15 protein-coding genes and 1 tRNA gene are annotated in these 14556 nt (G+C 70.2%); 7 read left to right on the top strand and 9 right to left on the bottom strand.

The window, feature by feature from the left end:
• Nucleotides 1-151 precede the first annotated feature (151 nt).
• Nucleotides 152-1273: a glycosyltransferase gene (locus ACRWK7_RS34760; RefSeq protein WP_431862368.1), complete on the top strand. Its 1122-nt coding sequence runs from the start codon at nt 152-154 to the stop codon at nt 1271-1273.
• A gap of 100 nt (nt 1274-1373) precedes the next feature.
• On the opposite strand, the gene ACRWK7_RS34755 is transcribed toward ACRWK7_RS34760, so the two are convergent.
• Nucleotides 1374-2138, bottom strand: coding sequence for a class I SAM-dependent methyltransferase (locus ACRWK7_RS34755; RefSeq protein WP_431862366.1), 765 nt, complete (start codon nt 2136-2138; stop codon nt 1374-1376).
• Between the two features lie 89 nt (nt 2139-2227).
• Between ACRWK7_RS34755 and ACRWK7_RS34750 the strand changes: the two genes are divergently transcribed.
• Entirely contained in the window at nt 2228-3013 is a 786-nt protein-coding gene (locus ACRWK7_RS34750) for a helix-turn-helix transcriptional regulator (protein ID WP_431862364.1), read from the top strand.
• A gap of 10 nt (nt 3014-3023) precedes the next feature.
• Here ACRWK7_RS34750 and ACRWK7_RS34745 read toward each other — a convergent pair whose 3' ends face one another.
• The 5 genes from ACRWK7_RS34745 to rplU all read right to left on the bottom strand — a co-directional run bounded on the left by ACRWK7_RS34745 (nt 3024) and on the right by rplU (nt 6883).
• Nucleotides 3024-3722 carry an HAD family hydrolase gene (locus ACRWK7_RS34745; RefSeq protein WP_431862362.1) on the bottom strand — a complete coding sequence of 233 codons (699 nt, stop codon included), beginning with the start codon at nt 3720-3722 and terminating at the stop codon, nt 3024-3026.
• Nucleotides 3719-4879, bottom strand: coding sequence for a glutamate 5-kinase (proB, locus tag ACRWK7_RS34740; RefSeq protein ID WP_431862360.1), 1161 nt, complete (start codon nt 4877-4879; stop codon nt 3719-3721). The genes ACRWK7_RS34745 and proB overlap by 4 nt, the downstream gene beginning before the upstream one ends.
• Complete coding sequence (obgE, locus tag ACRWK7_RS34735; RefSeq protein ID WP_431862358.1) at nt 4863-6014, bottom strand: GTPase ObgE; 1152 nt, start codon at nt 6012-6014, stop codon at nt 4863-4865. The genes proB and obgE overlap by 17 nt, the downstream gene beginning before the upstream one ends.
• A 247-nt stretch (nt 6015-6261) precedes the next feature.
• Nucleotides 6262-6537, bottom strand: coding sequence for a 50S ribosomal protein L27 (gene rpmA / locus ACRWK7_RS34730; RefSeq protein WP_431862356.1), 276 nt, complete (start codon nt 6535-6537; stop codon nt 6262-6264).
• A gap of 28 nt (nt 6538-6565) precedes the next feature.
• Nucleotides 6566-6883, bottom strand: a complete 318-nt coding sequence (rplU, locus tag ACRWK7_RS34725) for a 50S ribosomal protein L21 (protein ID WP_109121015.1) — start codon at nt 6881-6883, stop codon at nt 6566-6568.
• A 650-nt stretch (nt 6884-7533) separates the two neighbouring features.
• On the opposite strand from rplU, the gene ACRWK7_RS34720 reads away from it, so the two are divergent.
• Both ACRWK7_RS34720 and ACRWK7_RS34715 read left to right on the top strand, forming a co-directional pair.
• Nucleotides 7534-8850, top strand: coding sequence for an ammonium transporter (locus ACRWK7_RS34720; protein ID WP_431862354.1), 1317 nt, complete (start codon nt 7534-7536; stop codon nt 8848-8850).
• A gap of 94 nt (nt 8851-8944) precedes the next feature.
• A tRNA-Ser gene (locus tag ACRWK7_RS34715) sits at nt 8945-9034 on the top strand.
• A gap of 63 nt (nt 9035-9097) precedes the next feature.
• Here the strand turns inward: ACRWK7_RS34715 and ACRWK7_RS34710 are convergent.
• Complete coding sequence (locus ACRWK7_RS34710; RefSeq protein WP_431862352.1) at nt 9098-9550, bottom strand: N-acetyltransferase family protein; 453 nt, start codon at nt 9548-9550, stop codon at nt 9098-9100.
• Nucleotides 9543-10205 carry a hypothetical protein gene (locus ACRWK7_RS34705; RefSeq protein ID WP_431862350.1) on the bottom strand — a complete coding sequence of 221 codons (663 nt, stop codon included), beginning with the start codon at nt 10203-10205 and terminating at the stop codon, nt 9543-9545. The genes ACRWK7_RS34710 and ACRWK7_RS34705 overlap by 8 nt, the downstream gene beginning before the upstream one ends.
• A 305-nt stretch (nt 10206-10510) precedes the next feature.
• Between ACRWK7_RS34705 and ACRWK7_RS34700 the strand changes: the two genes are divergently transcribed.
• The 3 genes from ACRWK7_RS34700 to ACRWK7_RS34690 all read left to right on the top strand — a co-directional run bounded on the left by ACRWK7_RS34700 (nt 10511) and on the right by ACRWK7_RS34690 (nt 14050).
• Complete coding sequence (locus tag ACRWK7_RS34700; protein ID WP_431862348.1) at nt 10511-11581, top strand: glycosyltransferase family 2 protein; 1071 nt, start codon at nt 10511-10513, stop codon at nt 11579-11581.
• Nucleotides 11578-13269, top strand: coding sequence for a glycosyltransferase family 39 protein (locus ACRWK7_RS34695; RefSeq protein ID WP_431862346.1), 1692 nt, complete (start codon nt 11578-11580; stop codon nt 13267-13269). The genes ACRWK7_RS34700 and ACRWK7_RS34695 overlap by 4 nt, the downstream gene beginning before the upstream one ends.
• A gap of 91 nt (nt 13270-13360) precedes the next feature.
• Nucleotides 13361-14050, top strand: coding sequence for a methyltransferase domain-containing protein (locus tag ACRWK7_RS34690; protein ID WP_431862345.1), 690 nt, complete (start codon nt 13361-13363; stop codon nt 14048-14050).
• On the opposite strand, the gene ACRWK7_RS34685 is transcribed toward ACRWK7_RS34690, so the two are convergent.
• Nucleotides 14025-14438 carry a GtrA family protein gene (locus tag ACRWK7_RS34685; RefSeq protein ID WP_431862343.1) on the bottom strand — a complete coding sequence of 138 codons (414 nt, stop codon included), beginning with the start codon at nt 14436-14438 and terminating at the stop codon, nt 14025-14027. The genes ACRWK7_RS34690 and ACRWK7_RS34685 overlap by 26 nt on opposite strands.
• Nucleotides 14439-14556: the final 118 nt, after the last annotated feature.

Raw genomic sequence — 14556 nt, 5'->3', positions numbered from 1 at the left:
CGGACACGGGAGTCGTTCCTTTGCGATGCGGTAAAGGGGGCGACTGTAACGAATTCGGAGCCACGCGGAAAGCGGATGATCTTTGCCGTTCGGTGCGTCCCACGCCCATGCTACGGTGCGCGCCCGGCTTGTCCGTGCTGGAGGCATCAGAGTGACCGTCTTCTTCCTCGATCCCGGCATCCAGACCTTCAGCGGACACCACACCAACACCGTGTTCTCCCTGAGCCAGGAACTGCGCCGCCGCGGGCAGGACGTGCGGGTCGTCGGGCACCGCCATCTCGCCCCGAACGTCGTGGAGGCGCTCGGCGCGGAGCCGTTCTTCTCGCTCGGCACCTACGAGGTCACCAGCACCGACCCGATCTGCGGCCCGCTGGAGACGTTGATCGATGGCGCCGTGATGATCATGGGCGACCTGCGGCGGCTGAATCCGGTGCCCGGCGACGTCATGGTGTGGCCGACCGCCCGGCCGCACCACATCGTCGCCATGGGGAACCTTCTGCGGTCCTGGCCGTCGCCGGTGCTCAGCGTCTTCACGGCCGGGTTCCGCTGCGCCGAGCCGGAGAGTGCCTACTGGCGTTTCGCCTGCCGGCGCCTGCCGCCGGCGGCGCCGGTCGTGCTCGCCGCAACGGCGGACCTGATGGCGGGCGACTACGCCGATGTGGTGGGGCGGCCGTTCGTCACCGCTCCCAACCCGCACGAGGGCCGCTTCCGCGACCGCAGCGGCGCCGATCCGGTGGTGATCGGCGTCCTCGGCCACCAGCGGCCCGCGAAGGGGACGCAACTGCTGCCGCAGGTGATCCGCTGGACGCGCGGCAACGCGCGCTGGCTGGTGCACGACAGCGGCACCGACGCGGGCCCTATCCTCGACGATCTGGAAACCCTGCCTAACGTCCGCGTGGTCCGCTCCAAGACGACGGACTGGCAGGGGCTGCTCGACTCGTGCGACGCCCTGCTCATGCCCTATTCGCGCACGGAGTACGAACGGATGCACAGCGGGCTGGTGGCGGAGGCCATCGCCTGCGGCCTGCCGTTCGTCATTCCGGATGCCCCGGCGCTGGTCGAGCAGGCCAGCGAGGCCGGCTGCGTCGCCTATGACGGGGACGGCGCCGAAGCGGTGACCGATGCCGTCGAGACGCTGCTCCAGCACTTCAAGCCGCTGGCCTGGGCGGCGCGCTCCGAAGCCGCCCGCTACGCCGAGCGCAACGGTCCGGGGCGCTGGGTCGATTGGCTGATGCAGCGCGCGGCGGACGCCGGGCTGCCCGGCTGCGCCTGAGCCCCGGCTCCGGCAGGGCGCCGGTCGCCCACGTGCGCGCCCACAGGCGGAGGAGGGCATCCGCACACCGCCCTGTGTTCCCGGTGCTGCAGGCCATGCGTCACGGCACGCTGGTATCCAGCGCCAGCGTGTCGATCAGAAAGCTGCCGTCGGCTTCGATGGCGAAATGGTGGCGCACCTCCTCCGACACGGTCGCCTGCAAGGAACGGATCGCCTGGGCATGCAGGTCTGGGGTCCGCGTGCGCGCGGTCCAGGTGGCGAAATCCATGCGCAGCCGGCGCGGCGTGATGGCGTTGACGGTGAAACCGGCGCGCGACAGGGAGGCCACCCACTCCGCGGCGGTGTAGTTCCGAGCGTGCGAAGGGTCGCGCAACGTCTCGACCACCTGCAGATGCGTGTCCAGAAGCGGCCGGGCGGGCGAGATCACGTCGATGAAGATGGCCCGCCCGCCAGCGGCCAGCACACGCCGGGCCTCCCGCAGGCCGGCGTCCAGATCATGCCAGTGGTGGGCGCTGAAACGGCTGAGGACGATGTCGAAACGCCCGTCCGCGAACGGCAGCCGTTCGGCCGGGCTCTGCTGCACCGAGAGGTTCCGCAATCCGCGTTCGGCCGCGGTGCGGGTGACCTCGTTCAGCATCTCCGGCGACAGATCGACGGCGACCACCTCGCCGACGTGCGGGGCCACGCGGTAGCCGACGTGACCGCCACCACACCCCAGGTCGAGGACACGTGCGCCGGTGCAGCCGCGGACCGCGGCCTCCAGCTGGTCGAGATCCTCGCCGCCGGCGTGCACGGCGCTGAGGACGTAGGCATTGGCGCGGGGACCATATTGGTCGGCGACGAAGGCGTGATGGCTGTTGCTCATGGGTGGGCTCCTGTGTCGGTGAGCCCAGCGTCGGCGATCACTTAACCTGGTACAAGGCAGGCTCTTATCCTGGTATATCAACTGCCACCATGATCCCCACGCTCGAACAGCGGCGCCTTCTCGGCGCGTTCCTGCGCGCGCACCGCGAGCGGCTGACGCCGGCCGACGCCGGCATCCAGGGAGGTCCGGTGCGCCGGCGGACGCCGGGCTTGCGGCGGGAGGAGGTGGCGCACCTCTGCGGCCTGAGTCCGACGTGGTACACGTGGATCGAGCAGGGCCGGGACGTGTCCGTCTCGCCCGCGGCCCTGTCGCGCATGGCCGAGGCGTTGCGGCTCACCGCCGCCGAACGTGCTTACCTGTTCGAGCTGGCGCGCAGGCGTGATCCGGCAGACGGATCCGCGCCGGTGGACGCGCCCGCGGCGCTGCTGGCGGCGGTCGAGTCGGTGACGGCGCCGGCCTACGTTCTCGACCGCCTGTGGCAGGCGTGCGCCTGGAACGACCCGGCGGCGCGGCTGTTCGGCGGCTGGTTGGGAGGGCCGGACCGCAATCTGTTGCGGTATGTCTTTCTCGATCCGGCGGCGCGGGACTTCATCGATGATTGGGAGAACCGCGCCCGGCGCCTGCTGGCCGAGTTCCGCGCCGACACCGGGCGCCGCGCCGACGACTCCGGCCTGCAAGACCTGACGGAGGAGTTGCGCCGCCGCAGCCAAATGTTCGCACGCTTCTGGGACGACCACGGCGTTCTGGAGCGCGAAGGCGGCGTGCGGACGTTCAATCACCCCGCGGACGGGCTGGTCCGTTACGAGCAGGTCACGCTGATCCCGGCCGGGCGGTCGGACTGCAAGCTGGTCATGCTGCTGGGGCCGATGGCCTGAGCGCGCCGGTTCAATCCGCCGCGAGGCGCCGGCAATCCCCGGCCATCTCGCACAGCGCGTCCCAGTCCACCTCGCCGGGGTGGCCGACGACGTGGTCGGCCATCTCGAAGACGAGGTGGGCGTGCTGCGGCCACGCCACCGTCAGCATGCCGGCGGCCTTGGCGGCGCGGGCGCCGGTCGGGCTGTCCTCGATGGCGGCGCAGGCTTCCGGCGGCACGCCCAGGCGCTCGGCGGCGCGCAGGTACGGTTCCGGGTCGGGCTTGCCGTTCACCACGTCGTCGCGGCAGATGGCGAACTCGAAATGCGTCAGGCCCATGTAGCCGAGGTTGGCCGCCACCGCCCGCCGGCCGCTGTTCGACACGCAGGCCTGGCGCAGGCCGCGCGCGGCGAACGCCTCGACCAGCGCGAAGGCGCCGTCGCGCGGCGCCACCTCGTGGATGCGCTGGATGTAGTGGTCGGTGATGGCGCCGGCCCACTGCTCGAAGCTCACCGGCATCGGGCGCTCGGCGTGCAGGCGGGCGTAGAAGTCGGGGAAGGAGATGCCGAGCGTCGCCGCGTACTGCGCGTCGGTGATGTCGTAGCCGTGCGACCGGCACACCGCGAGCGTGGCGCGCTGGTGCCACGGCTCGCTGTCCAGCAGCGTGCCGTCGATGTCCCAAAGGATGGCCTGAAGGGGAGGGCGGCCCCCCATCATCGAATCAACCGTCATCGCACCACCAGATCGTCGCGATGGATCATCTCGTCGCGGCCACGATAGCCGAGAATCGCCTCGATCTCCTGGCTCTTGCGGCGGCGGATCAGGCGTGCCTCGTCGGAGCCGTAGGCCGACAGGCCGCGCGCCAGCTCGCGTCCCTCGCGGTCGCGGACGATGACCACGTCGCCGCGCTCGAACTCGCCCTCCACCTCGGCGACGCCGGCCGGGAGCAGGCTGGCGCCCTGCTTCAGCGCGCGGACGGCGCCGTCGTCCACCACCAGCACGCCCACGGCGTTGAGGTGGCCGGCGATCCACGCCTTGCGGGCGCTGGAGGGCTCGGCGGCGGGCAGGAACCAGGTGCACGGCGCGCCGCCGTCGCGTTCGGCCTTCTCCAGCGCGGCCAGCGGGTTCATGCGCTTGCCCTTGGCGATGACCATGCGGCAGCCGGCCGACATGGCGACGCGCGCCGCGGCGATCTTGGTCACCATGCCGCCGGAGCTGTAGCCGGGCGGCGGCTCGCCGGCCATGCCCTCGATGTCCGGGGTCAGCTCGGCCACCACCGGGATGTGGGTGGCGTCCGGGTCCTTGCGCGGGTCGGCGGTGTAGAGCCCGTCGATGTCGGACAGCAGCACCAGCGTGTCGGCGCTGATCATCTGCGCCACGCGGGCGGCGAGGCGGTCGTTGTCGCCGAAGCGGATCTCGGCGGTGGCGACCGTGTCGTTCTCGTTGATCACCGGCACGGCGCCCAGCTTCAGCAGCGTGTCGATGGTGGCGCGGGCGTTGAGGTGGCGGCGCCGCTCCTCGGTGTCCTCCAGCGTCAGCAGCACCTGGGCGACGGTGACGTCGTGGCGGGCCAGCGTCTCCTGGTAGGCGTGCGCGAGGCGGATCTGCCCGGTGGCGGCGGCGGCCTGCTTCTCCTCCAGCTTGAGGGGGCGGCCGACGAGGCCCAGATGCTCGCGCCCGGCGGCGACGGCGCCGGAGGTGACGATCACCACCTCGGTGCCGCGCTTGCGGGCGGCGGCCACGTCGTCGGCCAGTGCGTCCAGCCATTCCCGGCGGATCTTGTGGCTGCCGCTGTCCACCAGCAGCGCCGAGCCGATCTTGATGACCAGCCGGCGGGCGTCGAGCAGGGTGGGGACGGACAGGGCCGTGGCCTCAGCGCTGGTCGCCATCCTCACCGTCCTCCCCGTCGGCCCAGTTGTCGTCGTCCTCGTCCCACCCGATCATGTCGGGGTCGCGGTTGGTGCGGAAGGTCGGGATGTCCGGCCGCTGCGTCTTGGTGGCGGTCGGGTGCAGGACGCCCGGCTCCTCCTCCTTCGACGCCTTGATGGCGCCGAGCAGGCGGTACAGAACCTCCTTCACGCCCTGGCCGGTGGCGCCGGAGAGGATCATCACCTCGGCGCCCGAAGCCTCCTCCAGCGCCGCCTTCTTCTCCTCGATCTCCTCCTCGAGGATGGCGTCGGCCTTGTTCAGGCCGATGATCTCCGGCTTGCCGGCGATGACGCCGCCGCCGTAGGCCTCCAGCTCGCCGCGGATGACGCGGTACGACTCGACGACGTCCTCGGCGGTGCCGTCGATGAGGTGCAGCAGGATGCGCGTGCGCTCGACGTGGCCGAGGAAGCGGTCGCCCAGGCCGTGGCCCTCGTGCGCGCCCTCGATCAGGCCGGGGATGTCGGCGATGACGAACTCCTCCTCGCCGGCGCGCACCACGCCCAGGTTGGGGGCCAGCGTGGTGAAGGGATAGTCGGCGATCTTCGGCTTGGCCGCCGTGGTGGCCGCCAGGAACGTCGACTTGCCGGCGTTCGGCAGGCCGACGAGGCCGGCGTCCGCGATCAGCTTGAGGCGCAGCCACACCCAGCGCTCCTCGCCCGGCCAGCCGGGGTGCGACTTGCGCGGGGCGCGGTTGGTCGAGGTCTTGAAGTGCGCGTTGCCGAATCCGCCGTCGCCGCCCTTCAGCAGCACGATCCGCTGCCCGGCCTCGGTCATGTCGGCGAGCACGGTCTCCTGGTCCTCGTCGAGGATCTGGGTGCCGACGGGCACGCGCAGCACGATGTCGTCGCCCTTGGCGCCGGTGCGGTCGCTGCCCATGCCGTGATTGCCGCGCTTGGCCTTGAAGTGCTGGGCGTAGCGGTAGTCGATCAGCGTGTTGAGGCCGTTCACCGCCTCGATGATGACGTCGCCGCCGCGCCCGCCGTTGCCGCCGTCCGGGCCGCCGAACTCGATGAACTTCTCGCGCCGGAACGCCACCGCGCCGGGGCCGCCGTCGCCGCTCTTGAGGAAAACCTTGGCCTGATCGAGGAACTTCATGGCGCGATTCTTACAGTGGGTTCGACAACGTCCCCTATCCCGTCATCCCCGCGAAAGCGGGGATCCAGTGCTCGCGTCGGCGAGCCACATGAGTCATGTCGCCCCTGACGGGGCTCTATCCTGGATCCCCGCCTGCGCGGGGATGACGGCCGAGAGAAGGGCCGAGAGACTATAACAGCAGAAACGAAAAACGGGGGCCGGTCGCCCGGTCCCCCGAATTCGTAGACGCCCCGGAGGGTCGTGCGGCTTACTCGGCCGCGACGGCAACCTCGGTCGCCACGACCTGGACGAAGGTCCGGCCCTGCGACGAGCGCTTGAACGCCACCTGGCCGTCCGTCAGGGCGAACAGGGTGTGGTCCTTGCCGATGCCGACGTTGGTGCCCGGGTGGTACTTGGTGCCGCGCTGGCGGACCAGGATGTTGCCGGCGATCACCAGCTCACCACCGAACTTCTTGACGCCGAGACGGCGGCCGTCGGAGTCGCGCCCGTTGCGCGAGGAGCCGCCTGCCTTTTTATGAGCCATAGTCCTACTCCTTACATACGGCTGCGGCTCACGCCGCGCCGTTGATCCCGGTGATGCGCAGGACGGTCAGGTCCTGGCGATGGCCGTTCTTGCGGCGGTAGTTCTGGCGCCGCTTCTTCTTGAAGACGATGATCTTCGGGCCACGGTCCTGGGCGACGACCTCGGCGGCCACCGAAGCGCCCGCCACCGTCGGCGTGCCGATCGTCGTGGAGCCGGCGTCGCTGACCATCAGCACGTCATCGAGCGTGATGGAAGCGCCAGCCTCGGCCTCGAGCTTCTCGACCTTGATCACGTCGCCAGAGGCGACCTTGTACTGCTTGCCGCCGGTGCGGATCACTGCGAACATTGTCGTATACCCATTGCAGAACAAACGGCGGGCCGCCCGCCCACCGTTGTTGGTGCGTGCCCGTTCGTGAGAGCGGCGATTTATACGCGTCTTCCCCGCAGAGTCAACAGGGTTTGGGAGCCCGGATCGGCGAAAGCCGGGGGCGCGGCTTGCCGTGTCGGCCATGTGTTGATGATTCATACCACGGAGGCACAGAGGCACAGAGAGACACGGAGAAGAGAGTGCCGGTGCATGCCTTCTCTGTGCCTCTGTGTCTCTGTGGTTCTGATCGCCGCTTCAGGATGCTGCTCAAGATACAAGCAGTCATGCCCCTGGCGCGCCACGCGTCCCCACCCTTGGCCGGCCCTTCGCCAGACGCCGCGACTCGTTGAGTCTCCTGGGCTTTGCCTATCGATTCCGCATCTCGAGTCCATCTGCCCGAAAACGTGGCAGATAAATTGCAAGCAGTTGCGCCGTCGAACGCTGACACGGCTGAATATCTCGGCTTTGCTGCACAAGGAATGGGCCCTTGGCCCGCCGAACGCAACGAAACCGAAGGGTCCGGCCGGCGGCGTGGGGTGGATGGGGAATCGGCCACTCCGCAGGCAGGTGCACAGTTTTTGGGCTAACGACCGGCGCGGGGCGCGCCAGTGGATGGGGAAGCAGGACTTATGGAACTTCGGCTGATCGGAAAGGCGGCCCCGGCGGGGCTGATCGGCGCGCTCGCCACGGCGCTGCCGGCCATGGCGGCAGACGCGCCGGCCCCCGCGCTGGCGCCCTCGGGGGCGAACACGGCGTGGATCCTGGTGGCGTCGGCGCTGGTGCTGTTCATGACGCTGCCGGGGCTGGCGCTGTTCTACGGCGGCCTCGTGCGGGCGCGCAACGTGCTGTCCGTGCTGATGAACTGCTTCGCGATCTGCTGCGTCGCCTCGCTGATCTGGGTGACGTTCGGCTACAGCCTCGCCTTCGACGGCACGGCGCCGTACCTGGGCGGCCTGGGCAAGACGTTCCTGGCCAACATGGACGCGGCGATGCCCGCCTCCGGCCTGCCGGAGAACGTCTTCGCGCTGTTCCAGATGACCTTCGCCATCATCACCCCGGCGCTGATCATCGGCGCTTTCCCGGAGCGCGCACCCTTCGCCTTCGTGGTGGTGTTCTCGACCGTGTGGCTGGTGCTGGTCTACCTGCCGGCGGCGCACTGGCTGTGGGGCGGCGGCTGGCTGGCGGCCATGGGGGCGCTGGACTTCGCCGGCGGCATCGTCGTGCACACCACGGCCGGCGTGTCGGCGCTGGTGGCCGCGGTCATGATCGGCCGCCGCAAGGGCTTCCCGCACGAGCTGATTCCGCCGCACAGCCCGGCCATGACCATGACCGGCGCCGGCATCCTGTGGGTGGGCTGGTTCGGCTTCAACGGCGGCAGCGCGCTGGCCGCCGACCAGAGCGCCGCAGCCGCCATCATCGCCACGCACGTCGCCGCCTCGGCCGGCGCGCTGACCTGGACCGCCATCGAGTGGCTGAAGCTGGGCAAGCCGACCTCGGTCGGCCTGGTCACCGGCTGCGTCGCGGGGCTCGCCACCGTCACCCCGGCGGCCGGCTACATCGGGCCGGGCGGCGCCATCGTGCTGGGCGCGCTGGGCGGCGCGGTGTGCTTCCAGTGCGTGCTGTACGTCAAGCAGCGCCTGCTGATCGACGATTCGCTGGACGTGTTCGCCGTGCACGGCGTGGGCGGCATGCTGGGCTCGCTGCTGCTGGCGGTGTTCGCGCTGAAGGGCCTGGGCGGCAACGGCCTGGCCGAGGGGATGACGTGGCTGGGCCAGCTCGGCGTGCAGGCGCTGGCGGTGGGCGTCACCGCGCTGTGGTCGGGCGCGGTGACCTGGGCGATCATCAAGGCGGTCAACGTCGCCATCGCGCGCCGCGTCAGCGCCGAGGAGGAGTACGAGGGCCTCGACCTCTCCACCCACGGCGAGCGCGCGTATGAAATCAGCTGAGTGAAAAATTCCGGCGCTGCGGGTTCATCTTAGGGCTTGCAGCGCCGGAACGCTTCGGTTAGGTTCCGCGCCGCTCCGCACCGCGGGGCGCCACGGATGGGTGGCAGAGTGGTTGAATGCACCGCACTCGAAATGCGGCATACCCGCAAGGGTATCGGGAGTTCGAATCTCCCCCCATCCGCCAGTTTCCCCGCATGAGCGGGTACGAAAGAGCCCCCGGCCTCATGGCGCGGGGGCTTTTTCGTTTCTACCCCGCCACCATCTCGTACAGGTTCCACGCCGTCTTCTTCGCCACCCGGTCGTACAGCGTGCGCGCCCGGTAGTTGTCGTCGGCGGTGATCCAGCGCACGATCGGCCAGCCGCGCTGCCCGGCGACGCGGCGCAGCTCCTCCAGCAGGACCTCGCCGACGCGGCCGCCGCGCGCCTCCGGATCGACGAACAGGTCGTTGAGGAAGCCCACCTCCATCCCGCGGCTCGGGCTCGGCTCGCCGCGGAAGTGGGCGAGGCCGACGACGCGGCCGTCCTGCATCGCCACCAGACCCTCCAGCGGGTGCGCCGGGTCGTGCAGCCATGCCCACACGCGGTCGAGCACCGCCTCGTCCTCCGGCCACTTGTAGAAGGTGCGGTAGCCGCGGAACAGCGGCCGCCAGCCGGCCTCGTGCTCATGGGCCAGGGGGAGGACGGTGACGGTCTCAGCCATGCGTGGTCTCCAGTCTGCGGGAATCAGCCCCGCGTTTATCAGCCCAGGCGCGGGCGGTGGTCGGGCGGCCGTCGGCGTCGATCAGGCCGCGCTCGAACAGCTCGGCGGCGTGGCCGGCGAACCAGTCGGCGGTGCTCGACCGCTCCCACGCCTCCATCCAGTTCTGCTCCAGGAAGGCGAGGATGGCGGGGTGGCCCAGCTCCGCCTCCCACAGGATGCCGAGCAGCGAGGTCTGCGCCTCCTCGTGCATGCACTGCTGGAAGGTCTGCGTCTGCTGGGCGCGCGCTTCGGCGCGGCGGCTGGTCTCCGGGCCGGGGCCGAGGCCGAACTCGAGCAGGCCGCGGCGCTCCGGCGCGGCGCACAGCCAGTGCGCCACCTCGTGCACGATCACCGTGGCCTCGACTTCGGTGCGGATGACGTGGCCGTCCCACATGAAGGAGGCGCTGGGCTTCTCGTCCAGCGTGCCGATGCCGTGCGCGTGCGCCAGCGCGACGCCGTCGGCGCGCTGCTCCGGCGTATCGACGCCGCCGGTCACCGGCCACGTCGCGGCGATGCGGCGGAAGGCGGCCAGCGGCTGCGGGCGGTCGGCGAGGTGCGCGGCCATGCGCTCCAGCGCGTCGGGCAGGGTGTCGGCGGGGATGGGCGTCAGGATCATCGGGGACCGGTTCGGTGGCGGCTCATGGAACGTCGGGTCCTATTTGCGCCGCCGGGCGGGCGGGCCGCAAGAGGCGGCTGCCGAAGGGGATGGAATAAGCGTCGGGCACGGAACGTTCGTGCGGGTGGTTGTTGTGCGCCGCGGTACGGGCAGACGCGCGTGCGAATCGGCCAATGGTCACAAGACAGGCATTTTGCCCACACGTAGGTCTCATGGTATACGCGACGAAGGCACACGGACCGGCCGGGGTCCCGCAGCCCGTTGGACGGCATCCGGCAGCGCGTGAAGTGAGCTTGCGGTCCCCCATGTCCCTCGTCGAGGCGCCCGAGGCGCCCACCCTGGTACGTTCCCCCGCCGATCCGGACGGCAAGGCCGCAGGCGGCGGTTCCGGGCGCCGGCTGCTGTCGGTGGTCATCCCCTTCTACAACGAGGGCCCCAACGTCGAGGCGCTGTTCGCGCGGCTGACGCCGGTGCTCGACCGGCTCGACATGGCGTGGGAGGTGGTCTGCGTCAACGACGGCAGCCGCGACGACACGCTGGAGCGCCTGGTCGCCGCGCACGGCCGCGACGAGCGCATCAAGGTGGTCGACCTGTCGCGCAACTTCGGCAAGGAGCTGGCGCTGTCCGCCGGCCTGGCGCACGCCCGCGGCGACGCCGTGGTGCCGATGGACGCCGACCTGCAGCACCCGCCCGAGGTGCTGCCGCTGTTCATCGCCAAGTGGCGGGAAGGCTTCGACGTGGTGGTGGCGGCGCGCCACGCCCGGATCGGCCAGTGCTGGAAGCACCGGCTGTTCGCCCGCGCCTTCTACTGGGTGTTCGACACGCTGTCGGACGTCAAGCTGCCGCGCGAGGTCGGCGACTTCCGCCTGATGGACCGCAAGGTGGTCGAGGTCATCAACCGGATGCCCGAGCGCTCGCGCTTCATGAAGGGCATCTTCGCCTGGGTCGGCTTCCGCCAGACCGTGGTGTCGTACGAGCAGGGCCAGCGCGCCGGCGGCGACACCAAGTGGGGCTTCGTCAAGCTGCTGCGCTTCGCCATCGACGGGCTGACGTCGTTCTCCACCTTCCCCCTGCGGGTGTGGAGCTTGATCGGCGTCATGGTATCGGGCTTCGCGTTCGTGTACATCGTGCTCCGCCTGCTGCGGACGCTGCTGTTCGGCGTGGACGTGCCGGGTTACGAATCCCTGATCGTCTCGGTGCTGTTCATGGGCGGCCTGCAACTCATCACGCTTGGAATCATTGGCGACTACCTCGGCCGGGTGTTCGAGGAGGTCAAGGGTCGCCCGCTGTTCATCGTCCGCTCGACGCACGGCATCGCCGAGGGCGCCGAGGCCGAGGCGGCAGCGCGCCATCGGGTGCCGGAGGCGCCGCTGTGAATTATCAGGTCTTTCCGACGGATCCGGCCATCCGTGCCGGCACGCGCGCCGACGTGGACTACGGCACGGTGTGGGACCAGCTGGCCCGCGTGCTGCTGCTCGGCATGCTGGTGCTGGTCGTGCTGTCCTTCCAGGACTACGGCATCACCACCGACGAGGAGGTGCAGCACATCTACGGCAAGGAGCTGCTGTCCTTCTACCTGTCGGGGTTCCAGGACCAATCCGCCTTCCATTTCAAGGACCTGTACCTGTACGGCGGGCTGTTCGACCTGGCGGTCGCCACCCTGATCCCGGTCTCGCCCTTCGACGAGTACGCCACCCGCCACCTGCTGTGCGGCCTGATCGGCGTGGTCGGCGTCGCCGGCACCTGGCGGCTCGGCCGCGTGCTGGCCGGCCCGCGCGCCGGCTTCCTGGCGGCGGCGGGGCTGGCGCTGTGCGGCGTCTACTACGGGGCGATGTTCAACAACACCAAGGACGTGCCGTTCGCGGCCGGCATGGTGTGGATGCTGTACTTCGCCACCCGCATCCTGCAGCAGATGCCCAGGCCCAGCCGCTCGGCGGCGTGGAAGTTCGGGCTGACGCTCGGCCTGACGCTGGGCATCCGCGTCGGCGCGGTGTTCGGGGTGTTCTACCTGGGGCTGGCGCTGCTGCTGCACCTCGCCGTGGTGTGGCACCTGGAAGGGCGCAAGCAGATGCTGCACGACGCCCGGCTGTCGTTCCTGATCCTGCTGCCGGCGCTGCCGATCGCCTACGTGGTGATGGCGGTGTTCTGGCCGTGGGCGGTGCTGAACCCGCTGAACCCGCTGGAGGCGCTGCAGGCGTTCTCGCGCGTGCCGCTGAAGATCATCACCCTGCTGAACGGCCAGAACGTGCTGTCCAGCGACCCGCCCGCCTCCTACGTGCCGATGTACCTGGCGGTGAAGCTGCCCGAGGCGCTGGTGGTCGGGCTGGGTGTCGCGGTGATGATGGGCGTGGTGGCATTGCTGCGCCTGGAATCGCAGCCGTGGCGCCGGCACGTCGCGGTGACCTGGGTGCCGACGGTGCTCGGCGCCTTCGTGCCGATCGTCGTCTTCATGCTGATGCGGCCGACCATCTACAACGGCATCCGCCACTTCCTGTTCGTCATCCCGCCGATGGCGGTGATGGCCGCCTACGCCGCCGACCGCGGCTGGTCGGTGGCCGAGCAGTGGAGGCGGCGCGCCGGGCACGTCTTCGCCGGGGCGCTGACGGTGCTGGGCGTGGTCTATCTCTGGCAGCTGACCAGCATGCATCCCAACCAGTACGTCTACTACAACAAGTTCATCGGCGGCCTGCGCGGCGCGGTGGGCAAGTTCGAGCTGGACTACTGGGGCAACTCGCTGCACGAGGCGACGCAGGAGCTGATCGCCTTCATCGAGCGCGAGAACAACGGCGAGGCGCCCAAGACCACCTACACGCTCTCGGTGTGCGGCAACCCGCTGGCGGTGCGCTACGACCTGCCGCCGTGGCTGAAGCTGGTGGACAAGGACCCGGACTGGCGGCGCGCCGACTTCTTCATGGCGTTCACCCAGGTGCGCCGCTGCCCCGACCTGCTGGACGGCCAGCCGATCCTGGAGATCAACGCCGACGGCGTGCCGCTCTCCATCGTCAAGGACCGCCGCCCGCCGGAGCGGAAGCTGCAGGCGGGCGCCCAGACGGACGCCCATTGACGAGACGGATAGGAAGATTCGGCGGGTTGATCATCCGTTAAGGCATCGGTCATACTCCCCCATCGCTGGTTGAGTGATGGGGGAGGGCGCCGTGACCTTGTGGATCGACTTCTGGGATCGTCCCAACGCCATCTACGCCGACCAGCGCAATCTGGAGGCGCACTTCGACCGCATCACGCACGACCTGATGCCGCACCTGCCGTCGGGCGGCACGGTGCTCGACTTCGGCTGCGGCGAGGCGCTGGGCGCCGAGGCGATGGCGCGGGCCTGCCGGCAGGTGCTGCTGTTCGACGGCGCCCCCTCGGTGCGGCGGAAGCTGGCGGCCCGCCTGGGCGGGACGCCGCGGGTGCGGGTGCTGGACGAGGCGGGCCTCGCAGCCCAGCCGGCGGGCGGCGTCGACCTGGTGACGGTGGTCTCGGTGCTCCAATACATCGCCAAGCCGGACCTGCCGGGGCTGCTGGCGCGCTGGCGGGAACTGCTGGCGCCGGGCGGGCGGCTGATGCTGGCCGACGTGGTGGTGACCGGCACGCCGATGCTGCGCGATGTGCGCAGCCAGCTGGAGTTCGCGGCGCGGCACGGCTTCCTGACGACGGCGCTGGGCGGCATCGTGCGCATGGCGCTGTCCGATTACCGGCGCGTCCGGCAGGAGAACGGCTTCTCGACCTACACGCCCGAGGAGCTGTCGGCGGTGCTGGAGCGGGCCGGCTTCACGGTCGAGCGGCTGCCGGCCAACATCGGCCCGACGCCGCACCGCTTCACGCTGGTGGGGCGTCCGGCCTGACCCGCTCGCCGAAGGTCCAGAAGCGGTTGGCGCCGTAGCTCCACAGCATCACCGTGCCGGTCGCGGTCACCTGCGCCAGCAGGTAGTGCAGCGCCGCCCAGTGCGTCAGCACCCACATGAGCGCGCTGTTGAGCGCCAGGCCGGTGACGGCGACCGCCAGGAACTTGCCGGCGGTCGTCCGGTGCTCGCCCGCGCTGTTGAAGACGAAATGGTAGTTCAGCAGGTAGCTGATGACCCCGCCGAGGATGAACCCCGCGGCCGAGGCCGGCACCGCCGGCGCGTGCCCCAGCTCGACCAGCGCCACCAGCAGCCCGTAATGCCCGGCCGCGGCGGCGCAGCCGACCACCACGAACATCGCGAACTGCCTGATCTGCTCCAGCGCCGTCATGGGGGCCGCAACGTCTCCGAACGTCATCCCCGCGAAGGCGGGGATCCAGGATGAGCCCCGACCGGGGCGACATGACTCATAAGGCTCGCGGACGCTCGGACTGGATCCCCGCCTTCGC

It is taken from the genome of Azospirillum sp. (assembly GCF_050789165.1).
The sequence above is the reverse complement of the archived record's forward strand: the minus strand, read 5'-3'. Positions and strand labels throughout refer to the sequence as shown.

What these genes read in the sequence shown, in the direction of transcription:
- ACRWK7_RS34755 (WP_431862366.1), bottom strand. Translation starts at nt 2,138, where the DNA reads ATGAGCAACAGCCATCACGCCTTCGTCGCCGACCAATATGGTCCCCGC.
- ACRWK7_RS34750 (WP_431862364.1), top strand. Translation starts at nt 2,228, where the DNA reads ATGATCCCCACGCTCGAACAGCGGCGCCTTCTCGGCGCGTTCCTGCGC.
- ACRWK7_RS34745 (WP_431862362.1), bottom strand. Translation starts at nt 3,722, where the DNA reads ATGACGGTTGATTCGATGATGGGGGGCCGCCCTCCCCTTCAGGCCATC.
- proB (WP_431862360.1), bottom strand. Translation starts at nt 4,879, where the DNA reads ATGGCGACCAGCGCTGAGGCCACGGCCCTGTCCGTCCCCACCCTGCTC.
- obgE (WP_431862358.1), bottom strand. Translation starts at nt 6,014, where the DNA reads ATGAAGTTCCTCGATCAGGCCAAGGTTTTCCTCAAGAGCGGCGACGGC.
- rpmA (WP_431862356.1), bottom strand. Translation starts at nt 6,537, where the DNA reads ATGGCTCATAAAAAGGCAGGCGGCTCCTCGCGCAACGGGCGCGACTCC.
- rplU (WP_109121015.1), bottom strand. Translation starts at nt 6,883, where the DNA reads ATGTTCGCAGTGATCCGCACCGGCGGCAAGCAGTACAAGGTCGCCTCT.
- ACRWK7_RS34720 (WP_431862354.1), top strand. Translation starts at nt 7,534, where the DNA reads ATGGAACTTCGGCTGATCGGAAAGGCGGCCCCGGCGGGGCTGATCGGC.
- ACRWK7_RS34710 (WP_431862352.1), bottom strand. Translation starts at nt 9,550, where the DNA reads ATGGCTGAGACCGTCACCGTCCTCCCCCTGGCCCATGAGCACGAGGCC.
- ACRWK7_RS34705 (WP_431862350.1), bottom strand. Translation starts at nt 10,205, where the DNA reads ATGATCCTGACGCCCATCCCCGCCGACACCCTGCCCGACGCGCTGGAG.
- ACRWK7_RS34700 (WP_431862348.1), top strand. Translation starts at nt 10,511, where the DNA reads ATGTCCCTCGTCGAGGCGCCCGAGGCGCCCACCCTGGTACGTTCCCCC.
- ACRWK7_RS34685 (WP_431862343.1), bottom strand. Translation starts at nt 14,438, where the DNA reads ATGACGGCGCTGGAGCAGATCAGGCAGTTCGCGATGTTCGTGGTGGTC.